Origin of the sequence: Kiloniella sp. (assembly GCF_048259265.1) — a bacterium.
Lineage (GTDB): Bacteria > Pseudomonadota > Alphaproteobacteria > Kiloniellales > Kiloniellaceae > Kiloniella.
In genome coordinates, this window is sequence record NZ_JBLXHT010000001.1 from 530,531 (window position 1) to 544,287 (window position 13,757).

Sequence of the window (13,757 nt, forward strand, 5' to 3'; positions counted from 1 at the left end):
AATGGTTAAAGTACTCATAAGTGATAAGTTAAGCCCGAAAGCTGCAGATATCTTTCGCGATCGTGGCGTTGAAGTTGATACTAAAGTTGGTCTTTCCGAAGAAGAATTGATTGCCATAATTGGTGACTATGATGGTCTGGCTATCCGGTCCGCTACAAAAGTAACGCCAAAGGTTTTGGAAGCTGCGACTAATTTGAAAGTTGTTGGACGTGCGGGTATTGGTGTTGATAACGTCAATATTGACGCGGCTTCTGCCAAAGGTGTTGTTGTTATGAACACACCACATGGTAACTCCATTACCACGGCTGAACATGCGATTGCGATGATGTTTGCTGCTGCCCGACAAATTCCGGAAGCAAATGAATCAACACAAGCAGGTAAATGGGAAAAATCCCGTTTTATGGGATCAGAGCTAACAGCCAAAACCCTGGGTGTAATTGGTTGTGGAAATATCGGTTCTATTGTTGTTGATCGTGCACAGGGATTGAAGATGAAAGTGATTTCTTTTGATCCTTTCCTCTCACCTGAACGCGCCAAGGACCTCGGCGTTGAAAAAGTTGAGCTGGACGAGCTTTTGGCTCGTGCCGATTTTATTACGCTCCACGTTCCTCTGACGGATCAAACCAAGGGGATTATTGATGCCAAGGCATTGGCCAAAACCAAAAAAGGCGTTCGTATTATTAACTGCGCCCGTGGTGGTCTGGTTGTTGAAGCTGACCTTAAAGATGCCTTGGAAAGCGGCCATGTTGCCGGTGCAGCGAGTGATGTGTTCGAGGTTGAGCCAGCAAAGGACTCTGTTCTTTTTGGGGCACCGAACTTTGTTGCGACACCACATTTGGGGGCGTCAACTGCTGAAGCGCAGGAGAATGTTGCCTTACAGGTTGCTGAGCAACTTTCTGATTATTTGCTGTCGGGTGCGGTAACCAATGCGCTGAACATGCCGTCTCTGACTGCAGAAGAGTTTAATAAGCTGGAACCTTATATGGCGCTGTCGCAACAGTTGGGTAGCTTTGCGGGGCAGCTTACACGGACAGGTCTGAAAGCGATCAAGATCGACTATGAAGGCTCCGTTGCTTCCTTTAATTGCCGTCCGTTGACGCAGACGATTGTTGCCAGCCTTTTGGCTCCGATTATGGATTCAGTGAATGTGGTTAGCGCTCCTATTATTGCGAGAGAACGTAATATTGATGTCAGCGAAGCCAAACATGAACGTGATTGTGACTTCCAAACATTAATCCGCCTGACGGTAACAACCGAAAAAGGTGAACGTTCTGTTGCTGGGACGCTCTTTGGTGGCAAACGTCCGCGTCTGGTTAATATCAAAGGTATCGAAATTGAGGCGGAACTTGGCAAACATATGCTTTATCTAACCAACGAAGATACGCCCGGATATATCGGAGCATTGGGTATGCAGTTGGGCGAAGCAGGTGTGAATATTGCAACGTTCCATCTGGGCAGAACAGCGCCTGGGCAGGATGCGATTGCTCTTGTTGAGCTGGATAGTCCTCTGGATGCGGCACAGTTAGACAAGGTCAAACAACTTCCGCAGACCAAGCAGGTTGTGCAACTTAACTTCTAAGCTGAAACGCTATTATAATTAAGATCTGATTTTGCATAAAGCATAAAAAGAAGGCTGTGGGACGTTCCCACAGCCTTCTTTTTGAACTCTTTTGGGGAATTATCAGGATACTGAATTTACGACATATTTTTTGATTATTGACAGAAAAGAGTAACTTTTCAGCCTTGAATCAGGGAATCAGGTTGCTCTTGGAGAGTAAAACCTGTAGTCAATCACCGAAAGAGCCCAAGGTTAGACCTTTTCTCGGTCACGGCAGGTTTTTTCGCATCGTATGAGCTTAAAAACGACCCGGAACGCAGACCATGAAAAAGAATGGGAACCAGGCTTTATTGCCAGCTGGCCTACAGGATTTGTTAATGCCTGCCGCCGCGCATGAAGCCGAAGTAGTGCGCCGTCTTATAGATAGTTTTTCATCTGAAGGTTATGACCGCATCAAACCTCCGTTATTGGAGTTTGAAAATGCGTTGCTTTCAGGCGCTGGAGAAACCCTGTCTGACCAAATTTTTCGCCTTATGGACCCGTCAAGCCATCGCATGATGGGGGTACGTGCAGATATCACCCCTCAGGTCGCCCGAATTGCAGCATCACGTCTGCAGAATGCACCGAGACCATTGCGCCTTTGTTATGGCGGCGATGTTCTGCAAGTAACGGGCAGCCAGCTTCGTCCTGAAAGACAGTTTACACAAGTTGGCGGGGAGCTGATTGGTATTACTGACAACACGGCCGATGCTGAAGTTATTTTGGCCGCTGTCACGGCGCTTGAAACTATTGGTGTCAAAGACCTAAGTGTTGATATCAATCTGCCAACGCTCGTTCCCGCTATTGCAAAAGAGTTTGGCTATGAAGCCGAGCAGGCGCTGGAACTACGGATTGCTTTGGATCGTAAAGATGCAGCCGAAGTTGAGAAGATCGCGGGTGAAAATGCGGGTTTCTTCCGACAGCTTTTAAGTGCTGCGGGTTCAGCTCAACACGTTATTGAATCTGCTCAAAAACTGGGCTTCTCTGGTGTGGCTGCTGATGAGTTCTCCAAGCTTGTTGACGTGGTTGAGCTGGTTGCGGAATCTGCCCCAGAGTTAACGGTAACCTTGGATCTCGTTGAACACCGTGGGTTTGAATATCACACAGGAACCAGTTTTATCTTTTTTGCCAAAGGGGTCCGGGGGGAACTGGGACGTGGCGGACGTTATGATTCAGTGAGTGTTGATAATATTACTGAACCTGCCACGGGTTTTACTCTTTTTATGGATACAGTTTTACGAGCCTTGCCAAAGCCAAAAATAGCACGCCGTATTTTCCTTCCTCATGGAACACGGCGTGATGAAGGTGCTGCATTGCGCGCGCAGGGTTGGGTAACAATTTCGGGTCTTGGACCTTTCGAGAATGATCGCGCGGAAGCGCTGCGTTTGTCCTGTAGTCATCTCTTAGAGGATGACCACATACATGAGTTAGGAAATAACTGACATGTCTAATGTTGCTGTTGTTGGCTCCCAATGGGGAGACGAAGGTAAAGGTAAAATTGTTGATTGGCTTTCTGAAAGAGCGGACGTTGTTGTTCGTTTCCAAGGTGGTCACAACGCTGGTCATACACTCGTTATTGATGGCGAAGTTTATAAACTTTCTCTTTTACCTTCCGGTATCGTCCGTAAAGGTAAAATGTCTATCATTGGGAACGGCGTTGTTGTTGACCCCTGGGCTCTTTTAGCTGAGATGGATCGTCTGCGCGAGCAGGGGGTTGAACTTACGCCTGAGAATCTAAAAGTTTCAGAAAATGCAGCTCTTATTTTACCACTGCATGGTGAAGTCGATCGTGCGCGTGAAGCTGCTGCAAAGGGTGATGCCAAGATTGGTACGACAGGCCGCGGTATCGGCCCAGCTTACGAAGACAAAGTTGGGCGTCGTGCTATTCGTATTTGTGACTTGGCAGATGCCGATTTCCTGAAAGAACGTGTTGATGCACTACTGCTGCACCACAATGCTCTGCTCAGAGGCTTAAACCAGCCTGAAATTGATGGCGCTGGCGTTGTTGAGAAGCTTTTGGAGGTTGCGCCAAAAATTCTGCCCTTTGTTGATGTTGTTTGGCAACGTCTTGAAGAATGCCGCAAAACAGATAAACGCGTTCTTTTCGAAGGTGCTCAAGGCGCTATGTTGGACGTTGATCACGGTACCTATCCGTTCGTGACATCATCGAATACGATTTCTGGTCAGGCCTCTGCTGGATCTGGTGTTGGACCCAGTTCTGTTGGCTATGTTCTGGGCATCACCAAAGCTTATACAACGCGCGTTGGTTCTGGTCCTTTTCCAACAGAATTGTTTGATGATGTCGGGCAGCGTTTGGGTGAGCGTGGGCGCGAGTTTGGTACTGTAACAGGTCGCCAACGTCGCTGTGGCTGGTTTGATGCTGTCATGGTTCGTCAAGCATGTAAAGTTGGTGGCATTACAGGTATTGCCCTGACCAAACTTGACGTTCTTGATGGCTTTAAAGAGCTTAAGGTTTGTGTTGGTTACCGGATTGATGGTGAAGAGTACGATCACTTGCCATCACTTGCGAGCAAGCAGGCTAAAGTAGAGCCGATCTATGAAACACTCGAAGGTTGGGATGACAGCACATATGGTGCTCGTTCCTGGGCTGATCTTCCTGCGACAGCGATTAAATACATCCGTCGTATCGAAGAGCTTATTGATGTTCCTGTGGCTTTGCTATCAACAAGTCCGGAACGTGATGATACTATTTTGGTTCAGGATCCTTTTCATCCTAAACCATAAAAATCTAATTTGGACTATATAAAGTCTTTTAATAAAAGCACTTCTCTGACACTGGGGGAGTGCTTTTATTTTTTACGTTCTCGTAGGCGTTATATATTTTTTGTTAACTATCTTTTTTACCTTTCTCTGTTATAGCTCTAGAACAGTATTCATCTTTTGTGTTGTGAAGGCCGGGGGGCCTGTTCTCAGGTTGAGGAAGTAATGCCTACTCATATCAAAGAAATTGCCAACGAATTGGCACACTTACAACAACCTGTAGAATTCGAAGGTAAGTTTCGGCTTCTTCCTGCAGAACGTCTGCCTGAATTACAGTCACCGGGAACCTTGGCGATCGCAGCGACCAGTCTAAAGGGGAATAATTCTCTTTTTGCGTTGATTTGTCAGAAGGAAGCCGCACCAAGGTTTTCTATGATCCGGTTGATGAGCCGTGTTAGCTGCCCGGTGATGATGACACCTGTTGGTTCAGGGACGGTAATCTTCCCTGAAGATAATGTTCGTCGTTTCGTTCTTGTATATGAACGGCCTTCCGGAAATCGTCTGATCCCTGAAGCGGGCCAGCTTGTTCCGAAAATGGACGAAGAAACAATTATCAATGGGTTTATACATAATTTGTTACCCGCTTTGAGAGAGCTTTCTTCTCGAACACTAATGCACCGGGCCATTCGCCCTGAAAATATTTTCGTAGCATCTGATGGCAGAGCAATGTTGGGTGAATGCCTTTCAACCCCTGCTGCCTATGCACAACCAGTATTATATGAGCCAATTGATTCGGGTATGGCATTACCTTCGGGGCGTGGTGAAGGGGGTGTTCTTGATGATTTTTACTCCTTTGGTGTTCTTTTGGCGGAAGTCGCGATGGGGGGCTCTCTTCTCAAGGGGAAGTCCGACGAAGAAATTATTGAGGCGAAAATAAAGCTTGGGTCTTATGGTGCATTGGTGGGGCAAACCCGGGTACCTCTTAAATTGATGGAGCCTTTACGCGGATTATTGAGTGATGATCCTTATGAGCGTTGGGCAATGCCAGACATTGAAATGTGGGCTAATGGTCGTCATTTGAGCCCTAAACAGGTTCCGTTACCTCCAAAGGCTGTCAGATCAATCTCTTTTGCCGGAAAAGACTATCTAACGGCACCAATGCTTGCCAATGCCATGAGGTTAAATTGGTCAGAGAGTAAGAAATTGATTTCATCTGATCATCTTGATTCTTGGGTTCGACGCGCATTGTCCAATGAAGATATGGGGGATTTAATCGTTCTTGCTGAACGGACGTCAAGTGCCTTAGCGTCAACAGGAAGCGGGGATGACAGGGCCGTTTCAGCTTCTATCATGGCATTAGATCCAGCGGCACCGATTATATACAAAGATGTTGCTGTTCGTGTCGACGCCATCGCGCAAGCTATTGCATTGGAATTTTTTGAGCCGGGTAAGGTAGAGCAGTTTCTCGATGTTATCAGGATGAAGCTGTCCCAAGCATGGGTGACCTCACAAACTAGGACCAAGCCTGAATTTATCGCCATTATTAAACAGATTGAGCACTTGGCCCAAAATGTAAAAAGCATGGTTCCGGGGTATGGGATGGAGCGGGCGGTCTATGCCGGTAACGAGGGCTGGCCTTGCATGTCTCCTTTGGTTGGGGACCATTATGTTGATGATATTAAAAATCTGTTACCAGCGTTAGAGAATATGGTTGCTTCTGGTCGAATAGAGGGGGCACCAGTTGACCGGCATATACTTGCCTTTGCCATGAACAATATGCGTGGAAATTTTGATGCTCTGTTAAAGCGGTTTGAAGATCCTTTTGACAGGGATGTTTATAATGGGGCTTCGTTAAGAATTTTGGCAGATATGCAAAAACAATTCGGGCCACCCAATTTACCCGCTTTATCAGCTCATATGGCGAATTTATTGATAGATTCGGTAGAGAATTTTCATAATACGGCTTTTCGCAAACAGCTTCGTGAAGCAGTTGAAAATGCGACGGCCGAAGGAAAATTAACAATATTACAGTCAATTTTGGATAATTCTCAAATCAAGGATCAGGATCAAACAGGTTTTGATCAGGCGCAGATGATTTTTTCTAACTTGGAAGCGCAAGCAACTTGGCTTGAGCAGGGTGGTCTTGTTTCAAATGAAAATGTCCAACTTGTAAGTGAGAAGACCTCGGCGGTAATTTCCGGCTTATGTTCCAGTTTGGCATTGGTTGGTATGACAATTGCCTGGGTTTTTTAGGGGATACAATGAGTCGCGTACTTCTTCTTCTCGTTTTGCTTGTGCTTGCGGCGGTATTAATGCCGTCTGCAATTTTGCTTGCTGTGTTAATGGTGCCGAGCTTGGTCGTTTATGTAATTGACCGTAACCCGCATCGATATTTTACAGTTACGATAGGTTTGCCAAACTTTTGCGGAGTTCTTCCTCCCTTAATGGAACTTTGGGAGCGGGGACAATCCTTTGATGGTGCTTTCAGCGCAATTTCTGATCCATGGAATATGATGATTGCATATGGTGCTGCGGGCTTGGGCTGGATTCTTTATCTCGGAACACCGATTTTTGTTTCTAGCTATTTAAGCATCTCAACAGATGGTAAAATTAAAGCCATTCGCCGCTATCAGGATGATCTTGTCGAAGCGTGGGGGGACGGCGTTAAGCAATCGGTGAGTGCTACTACGCCTGAGCAAGATGCTGAACCTCAAGAGCAAGAAGTTAGTTGAGTCTTTTCACTCTCTTTAAAATCATGATTAAATAATAAAGAACAAAAAGGGCGAAAAAGAGTTCTTGGACTTCACTTGCCCTTTGAAAAAAACGAAAAGGTACATCCAAAGCGGCAAATAGCCGTTCTGTCATGCGTGTGGTTTCAGCAATAATCGCAGTGGGTAGTAAAACTAGCGTTGGCACAATAATAGCGTAGGGATGGTTTCTCAGGCTTGGCTTGCGCAGAAAAATAAAGGGGAGAATAATACCGCCTAAAATGATGCCAATTTCCAAAATTGTGCGTGGTTTTTGATCCAGCCAAGAGCTGGTGTTATGGAAATTGGTTTCTCCTTGGTCATTAATTTTTGACCATTCGTCAGATGTATCCCATTGGAACCAGTGCTGCCCCCAACTCGCTTCTTCCCCGGACATATAAAAGCTGCCCAACGCAGCAAGTAAAATCCAAAACCAGAGGAAAGAAAACGTCGGCACCTTTGGGTGAAAAATGATACGCAAAGCCAATAGGAAAGATATGGCTGGAATAATTGCATGAGAGGTTTCCAGTATTCCTGTCCGTTCGTTACCGATCCAGTCACTATAGACCTGACCTGGTAGAACAAGTCCTGTCACCAACAGAATTAATACCAGAATGATAGGTAGCCATAACCACATCCATTTGGGAAGATTGTCTTCGAATGTCTTTTCAGAAGAGGTCATGACGAGCCTTGTTTTTCTTTTCATAAATTGATTTTGGAAATTAGCTTTTCAAAACGTTATTTTCCAGCAAATTTTTATAAGGAGATTGCGGTGTTTGGGAAAGACTGTCTTACTGGACAATAAAAAAGCCAGTTAGACGTATCCAACTGGCTTTTTTGTGTTTTATGTTGACCTATGAAATGGCTAACTTTTGTTCGATGGCAGCATTCTTGATCGCTTTTTGCAATTTTTCGAACGCACGGACCTCGATTTGTCTGACGCGTTCACGACTGATGTCATAAACATGAGAAAGATCTTCTAGTGTCGTAGGGTTGTCTTTTAAACGACGTTCTTGAAGGATATGTCTTTCCCGCTCATTCAGTGTTTGCAATGCATCTTCAAGTAAAGCCCGACGTTTTGTGAGCTCTTCAGACTCTGCAAATTGAACTTCCTGGCTTTCTGTTTCATCAACCAACCAGTCCTGCCACTCTCCGTCGCCATCAATGCGTAAGGGAGCATTCAAAGAGTTATCCGGACCAGCAAGGCGGCGGTTCATCTGAACGACATCGTTTTCTGAAACTTTGAGGGTGTCGGCGATGTGAGTTACCTGTTCAGGTGACAGATCTCCTTCATCAATAGCTGACATTTGCCCCTTCAGTTTGCGCAAGTTGAAAAACAGTTTTTTCTGCGCAGCAGTCGTCCCCATTTTGACGAGAGACCAAGAGTGCAGAATGTATTCTTGGATTGATGCTCTGATCCACCACATTGCATATGTGGCGAGACGGAAACCTTTTTCCGGGTCAAAGCGTTTTACGGCCTGCATCATACCGACGTTGCCTTCGGAAATTAGTTCCGATACGGGTAGCCCGTAACCGCGATAGCCCATTGCAATTTTTGCAACGAGACGTAGATGACTGGTCACAAGTGTGTGTGCGGCATCTGTATCGTCATGTTCACGCCAGCGTTTGGCGAGCATGTATTCCTGATTCTGCTCTAGCATAGGAAACTTACGAATATCCTGAAGATATCTCGACAGGTTTCCCTCTGGTGTCAGGGCTGGGATTTTTGATGATACCATTTTGCGTTCCCCTTTTAGTAGCTAGTTATGATGCGATGCTCACAACGACATTTCTCTGCGTGATGCTAGATATGGTGTGTCATGCCGCGGTGCACAAGAGGTAACTTAATTCTAAATGCGATTTTTAATTATTATAAACTAATAATCAAATCTTTCAAATCTCTTGATAGTTCGCTGGAGAAAGAAAGGTTTTCTTTTGTTATGGGGTGAACAAATCCAAGTGTTTTGGCGTGTAACGCCTGTCTATTGAAAGTTTTCATTAGCACCTGTGCTTCTTCGGGAAGGTTCTTGATCCTGCTTTGGCTTTGACTGCCGTAAAGGGGGTCGCCGAGAAGCGGGTGGCCTATGTGGGTCATGTGTACGCGAATTTGATGGGTGCGCCCTGTTTCCAAGCGACACTCTATTAAGCTTGCCGCGCCATTAGAAAGTACGTCCAGGGTTTTATAATGGGTTACAGCAGTTTTCCCACCCCTAGGTACAACGGCCATCTTCTTTCTGTTCTTTGGGCTACGGCCAATATTTCCTTGAATTTGACCCGCAGCGGGCTTGGGGAACCCCCATACAATTGCGTTATAGCTGCGTTCTATATCGTGTGTGGCAAAAAGTTGTACCAGACCCTGATGGCATTCGTCCGTTTTGGCGACAACCATCAAACCGCTGGTGTCCTTGTCAATACGGTGCACAATGCCGGGGCGACGTACGCCCCCAATGCCTTTGAAATCATCTCCGCAATGATAGAGCAGGGCGTTGACCAATGTTCCATCGCTGTTTCCTGGGGCGGGATGAACAACCATGCCTGATGGTTTATTTACAATAAGAAGGTAAGGATCTTCATATATAATATCGAGCGGGATATCTTGTGCTATCGGTTCTGGATCAGCTGCTAAGGGAACGGTCAGTGTTAATTTTTGACCCGGCTTTAAACGGTAATTCGGTGTTTCAATTATGGCTTCGTCAATGGCGAGGCAGCTTTCAGAAATAAGCGCTTGCAACCGGCTTCTGGACAGATCAGGAAGGTGGTTCACGAGAAAGCGGTCGAGGCGTTGTTTTTTTTCTGCATCTGAAACGATTAAATTGTAGATCTGTGGATGATCAGTGTTATTGCCGTTATCTGGCATGTTTTCCTCGTATTGGCTTCTCTTTACAGACTGCTCTGGCTTGCCGAACAGGCTTTGCTCGCTTATTACATGACTTCCTTTTACTCGTGGGTTGATTAAGATGAAAGCTATTAAGATAGCCGTTGCGATAATGACTATTCTGCTGGTTGTTGGTTTTGCTGTTGTTATTTATACAATTTCGACAAGGTTAAGTGATGGGACTCTATCAAAAAAGCCCAATGATGCTGAACTGATTTCTGAATCGCAGGTTATCGGCAAGGACTTGAAAGTTTCGGGTCAGAGCTTTGGCTCTATCGAGGTAAAAATTCCCGCAGGGTGCCGCTTGGCTGATGCGCAATTACGAGGGAATACGGTTCTTTTCCGTTTTGATGGCGAACTAACACGCGATTGTCAGCGTGTGGATATTTATGACAGTAGCAATGGCACTAGAATAGGGGGGTGGCAGATTGATATTTCGGGCAACTGATATCCTTAATAAGATAACTAGATGTATTTTAAAATGTTGATTAAAGAATAGATGGAACAGGCAGTATGACGAACTTTGCCTCAGATAACGTCACGGGTGTTTCGCCTGAAATCATGGATGCGATGATCAGAGCAAATGATGATCATGCTGTGATGAGCTATGGCGCGGATAAGTGGACAGATGGCTTATCAGATAAAGTTGCTGAAATCTTCGAGACAGATGTGACAGTGTTCCCTGTTATTAGTGGAACTGCGGCCAATGTTTTACCTATCTCTTATTTAACCCCAGCCTACGGCACGGTTTATTGTCATAAAGAAGCACATATCAATACTGATGAATGCGGGGCTTCTGAATTTTATTCGGGTGGCGCAAAGCTCATTCCTTTACCCGGTGATCATGGTAAGTTTACGGGATTGTCGCTGAAAGACGCAATTTTTGGCCGCGGTGTCCCTCGTCATACGCAACCCAGCTTGGTTAGCCTGACCCAAACAACTGAGGCTGGAACGCTTTATCGGCCAGATGAAATTATGGCGATTGCAGAAGTTGCCAAAGAGAATAATCTCAAGGTTCATATGGATGGTGCCCGGTTTGCAAATGCTGTCGTTGGAACCAATTGCTCGCCCGCTGATCTTACGTGGCGTTCCGGGGTCGATGTCCTTTCTTTCGGGGCGACAAAAAACGGAGCAATGGGCGCTGAGCTAGTTGTGTTTTTCGGAAAGCCAAATGTAAAGGAACTTGAAAACAGGCGCGTACGCGGCGGACATTTTATTTCAAAAATGCGTTTTCTGTCTGCTCAACTGACTGCTTATCTGGACAATAATTTATGGCAAAGAAATGCCATGCAAGCCAATGGTATGGCGAAGCGTATGGCGATGGGACTGTCTGGTATCACCTCAATTGAATTCGTACATCCTGTCGAAGCAAATATACTTTTTCTGACAATGCCAAGGGTGATGGTCAGTGCCTTGAAGGAAGCAGGTTTTGAATTTTATGAAATGATACCAGGAGAAAAAAGGTCTTTGGTTCGTTTGGTCATGTCCTTTAACTCGAGCCAAGCTGATGTTGATCGGTTCGTTGAAATCGCGCGGGGACAAATCCTTTAAGGCTCCTGCTTTTATAATAACTAAATAGTGAAAAATAGCCCCGGTTTAGCCTATTGGTTTAGCCGGGGTTTTTTATTTTTTAGAATAAAAGAGAAAATAGTTAATCCAGCTCGCAGGTTAGAACGTAAAAAATATAAGAGTAGTATCAAAAGATTAGAGTATCGTGCATTCGTTTTGTGTTTTTTTGATACCCGCCTTTATGAGTTTTAGTTCAGCCTCCTAAAATCTCATTGTTGTGTAAAGAAGCGATAGAAGGCTGTTTTTATGAAGGAACGCATTTCAGGTTAAGCCAATATATAGAGGAGGTCATAATGCCCAAGACCGATATTTTCGACGCCTATTCCGAGCTATACGGTAGCCGGCAAGAAAGCGAAATGTCGTTGAGGGACTACTTGTCTGGGTGTAGGGAAGACAGGGTTATGTATGCCTCAACAGCAGAACGAATGCTGGATGCTATTGGTACGCCTGAGATTTTTGACACAAGTCAGGATGAGCGTATGGGCCGGATCTTTATGAACCGGACGATCAAGCGCTACCCAAGTTTTAGCGAGTTCTATGGTATGGAGGAAACCATAGAACGCATTGTTGGTTTCTTTAAACACGCTTCTCAAGGCCTCGAAGAAAAAAAACAGATCCTTTATTTATTGGGACCAGTTGGTGGCGGTAAATCTTCAATTGCTGAGCGATTAAAGATTTTAATGGAGAATTGTCCGGTTTATGTCTTGAAAGCGGGTGATCATATTAGCCCTATTTTTGAATCTCCTCTTGGCTTGTTTAATCCAGAGACAATGGGGGATCTTCTTGAGGACAAGTATCACATTCCCAAACATCGCCTGACAGGGCTGATATCTCCATGGGCACTTAAACGTTTAGAAGAATTTGAAGGTGACATTTCCAAGTTTACGGTAGTGAAGATGTATCCATCAAAACTCCGTCAAATTTGTATTTCCAAAACAGAACCTGGTGATGAAAATAATCAGGATATTTCTACCCTTGTCGGGAAGGTTGATATTCGCAAACTGGAATATTATAGCCAAAACGATTCAGATGCTTATTCCTATAGCGGTGGCTTGAACATGGCGACGCAGGGTCTGCTTGAATTTGTTGAAATGTTTAAAGCGCCGATTAAAATGCTGCACCCGTTACTGACTGCGACGCAGGAAGGTAATTATGTGGGGACGGAAAACCTGGGGGCGATACCTTTCCAGGGTATTATTCTGGCGCATTCAAATGAATCTGAATGGCAAAATTTTAAGAACAATAAAAACAATGAAGCCTTTATTGATCGTGTTTGCGTGATCAAGGTTCCCTATAGCTTACGTGCTAATGAAGAGGCTGATATTTATCATAAGCTGCTGAGAGATAGCGACCTTAATGATACCCACTGTGCACCGTCAACATTGGAAATGATGTCACAGTTCAGTGTGATGACGCGTTTAAAAGAACATGAAAATTCCAATATTTTCTCAAAGATGCGGGTCTATAATGGCGATAATCTAAAAGATGTCGATCCGAATGCAAAACCGATTCAGGAATACCGGGAAGCTGCTGGACAGAACGAAGGTATGAATGGTGTTTCTACTCGTTTTGCCTTCAAGGTTTTGGCCGAGACATTTAACTATGATCCGAATGAAGTTGCCGCCGATCCAGTGCACCTTATGTACGTGTTGGAACAGGCAATACAGCGTGAACAATTCCCTGATGAAATAGAGAAACGCTATCTTGAATTCATCAAAGGCTATTTATCTGTCCGCTACGCCGAATTTATCGGGAATGAAATTCAAAAGGCCTATTTGGAATCCTATTCAGATTTTGGGCAAAATCTTTTTGACCGGTACATATCCTATGCTGATGCGTGGATTGAAGGGCATGATTTCAAAGATCCTGATACGGGACAATTGCTTGATCCTCGAATCTTGGATCAGGAACTGTCTAAGATTGAGAAGCCGGCGGGAATTTCAAACCCGAAAGACTTTAGGAACGAGGTTGTGAAATTTACGCTACGTGCCCGGGCTAACAACAAAGGGCACAATCCCCGTTGGACATCCTATGAAAAATTACGAGAAGTAATAGAAAAACGGATGTTCAGTCAGGTGGAAGACCTGTTGCCAGTGATTTCTTTCGGATCGAAAAAAGATAAAAAGACTGAATCCAAGCACAATGAATTTGTCGATCGGATGGTTGACCGTGGCTATAGCAAGCGACAGGTTCATCGTTTGGTTGATTGGTATATGCGTGTGAATAAAGCGGGTTAGTCAGATGATCT

Annotated in this window: 11 protein-coding genes; 8 read left to right on the forward strand and 3 right to left on the reverse strand. The window is 45.0% G+C overall.

Annotated features, from left to right (window positions below):
- The first annotated feature begins 1 nt into the window (after window position 1).
- The 5 genes from serA to ACN0QW_RS02570 all read left to right on the forward strand — a co-directional run bounded on the left by serA (window position 2) and on the right by ACN0QW_RS02570 (window position 7,050).
- Window positions 2–1,579 (forward strand): phosphoglycerate dehydrogenase, encoded by a 1,578-nt coding sequence (gene serA / locus ACN0QW_RS02550; RefSeq protein WP_417428492.1) that lies wholly within the window; start codon window positions 2–4, stop codon window positions 1,577–1,579.
- 302 nt (window positions 1,580–1,881) lie between these two features.
- Complete coding sequence (locus tag ACN0QW_RS02555) at window positions 1,882–3,039, forward strand: ATP phosphoribosyltransferase regulatory subunit (protein WP_417428494.1); 1,158 nt, start codon at window positions 1,882–1,884, stop codon at window positions 3,037–3,039.
- Between the two features lies 1 nt (window position 3,040).
- Window positions 3,041–4,342, forward strand: a complete 1,302-nt coding sequence (locus ACN0QW_RS02560) for an adenylosuccinate synthase (RefSeq protein WP_417428496.1) — start codon at window positions 3,041–3,043, stop codon at window positions 4,340–4,342.
- A 201-nt stretch (window positions 4,343–4,543) separates the two neighbouring features.
- Window positions 4,544–6,571, forward strand: coding sequence for a hypothetical protein (locus ACN0QW_RS02565; protein WP_417428498.1), 2,028 nt, complete (start codon window positions 4,544–4,546; stop codon window positions 6,569–6,571).
- 8 nt (window positions 6,572–6,579) lie between these two features.
- The gene (locus ACN0QW_RS02570; protein WP_417428500.1) at window positions 6,580–7,050 is read left to right on the forward strand and encodes a hypothetical protein; all 471 of its coding nucleotides are present in this window, start codon (window positions 6,580–6,582) and stop codon (window positions 7,048–7,050) included.
- Here ACN0QW_RS02570 and ACN0QW_RS02575 read toward each other — a convergent pair.
- The 3 genes from ACN0QW_RS02575 to ACN0QW_RS02585 form a co-directional block, all read right to left on the reverse strand.
- Window positions 7,043–7,771 carry a hypothetical protein gene (locus tag ACN0QW_RS02575; RefSeq protein ID WP_417428502.1) on the reverse strand — a complete coding sequence of 243 codons (729 nt, stop codon included), beginning with the start codon at window positions 7,769–7,771 and terminating at the stop codon, window positions 7,043–7,045. The genes ACN0QW_RS02570 and ACN0QW_RS02575 overlap by 8 nt on opposite strands.
- A gap of 148 nt (window positions 7,772–7,919) precedes the next feature.
- Window positions 7,920–8,804, reverse strand: a complete 885-nt coding sequence (gene rpoH, locus ACN0QW_RS02580; RefSeq protein ID WP_299379005.1) for an RNA polymerase sigma factor RpoH — start codon at window positions 8,802–8,804, stop codon at window positions 7,920–7,922.
- Window positions 8,805–8,935: 131 nt separating this feature from the next.
- Complete coding sequence (locus ACN0QW_RS02585; RefSeq protein WP_417428504.1) at window positions 8,936–9,922, reverse strand: RluA family pseudouridine synthase; 987 nt, start codon at window positions 9,920–9,922, stop codon at window positions 8,936–8,938.
- A 100-nt stretch (window positions 9,923–10,022) separates the two neighbouring features.
- Between ACN0QW_RS02585 and ACN0QW_RS02590 the strand changes: the two genes are divergently transcribed.
- The 3 genes from ACN0QW_RS02590 to ACN0QW_RS02600 all read left to right on the forward strand — a co-directional run bounded on the left by ACN0QW_RS02590 (window position 10,023) and on the right by ACN0QW_RS02600 (window position 13,746).
- Window positions 10,023–10,388, forward strand: coding sequence for a hypothetical protein (locus tag ACN0QW_RS02590; RefSeq protein WP_417428506.1), 366 nt, complete (start codon window positions 10,023–10,025; stop codon window positions 10,386–10,388).
- Between the two features lie 65 nt (window positions 10,389–10,453).
- The gene (locus ACN0QW_RS02595) at window positions 10,454–11,491 is read left to right on the forward strand and encodes a threonine aldolase family protein (RefSeq protein ID WP_417428508.1); all 1,038 of its coding nucleotides are present in this window, start codon (window positions 10,454–10,456) and stop codon (window positions 11,489–11,491) included.
- Window positions 11,492–11,802: 311 nt separating this feature from the next.
- Window positions 11,803–13,746: a PrkA family serine protein kinase gene (locus ACN0QW_RS02600; protein ID WP_417428510.1), complete on the forward strand. Its 1,944-nt coding sequence runs from the start codon at window positions 11,803–11,805 to the stop codon at window positions 13,744–13,746.
- Window positions 13,747–13,757: the final 11 nt, after the last annotated feature.

Bases quoted from the DNA above. Each gene is read 5' to 3' on its own strand.
- ACN0QW_RS02600 (WP_417428510.1), top strand. From the start codon at position 11,803: ATGCCCAAGACCGATATTTTCGACGCCTATTCCGAGCTATACGGTAGC.
- ACN0QW_RS02555 (WP_417428494.1), top strand. From the start codon at position 1,882: ATGAAAAAGAATGGGAACCAGGCTTTATTGCCAGCTGGCCTACAGGAT.
- ACN0QW_RS02570 (WP_417428500.1), top strand. From the start codon at position 6,580: ATGAGTCGCGTACTTCTTCTTCTCGTTTTGCTTGTGCTTGCGGCGGTA.
- rpoH (WP_299379005.1), bottom strand. From the start codon at position 8,804: ATGGTATCATCAAAAATCCCAGCCCTGACACCAGAGGGAAACCTGTCG.
- serA (WP_417428492.1), top strand. From the start codon at position 2: ATGGTTAAAGTACTCATAAGTGATAAGTTAAGCCCGAAAGCTGCAGAT.
- ACN0QW_RS02590 (WP_417428506.1), top strand. From the start codon at position 10,023: ATGAAAGCTATTAAGATAGCCGTTGCGATAATGACTATTCTGCTGGTT.
- ACN0QW_RS02560 (WP_417428496.1), top strand. From the start codon at position 3,041: ATGTCTAATGTTGCTGTTGTTGGCTCCCAATGGGGAGACGAAGGTAAA.
- ACN0QW_RS02565 (WP_417428498.1), top strand. From the start codon at position 4,544: ATGCCTACTCATATCAAAGAAATTGCCAACGAATTGGCACACTTACAA.
- ACN0QW_RS02575 (WP_417428502.1), bottom strand. From the start codon at position 7,771: ATGAAAAGAAAAACAAGGCTCGTCATGACCTCTTCTGAAAAGACATTC.
- ACN0QW_RS02585 (WP_417428504.1), bottom strand. From the start codon at position 9,922: ATGCCAGATAACGGCAATAACACTGATCATCCACAGATCTACAATTTA.
- ACN0QW_RS02595 (WP_417428508.1), top strand. From the start codon at position 10,454: ATGACGAACTTTGCCTCAGATAACGTCACGGGTGTTTCGCCTGAAATC.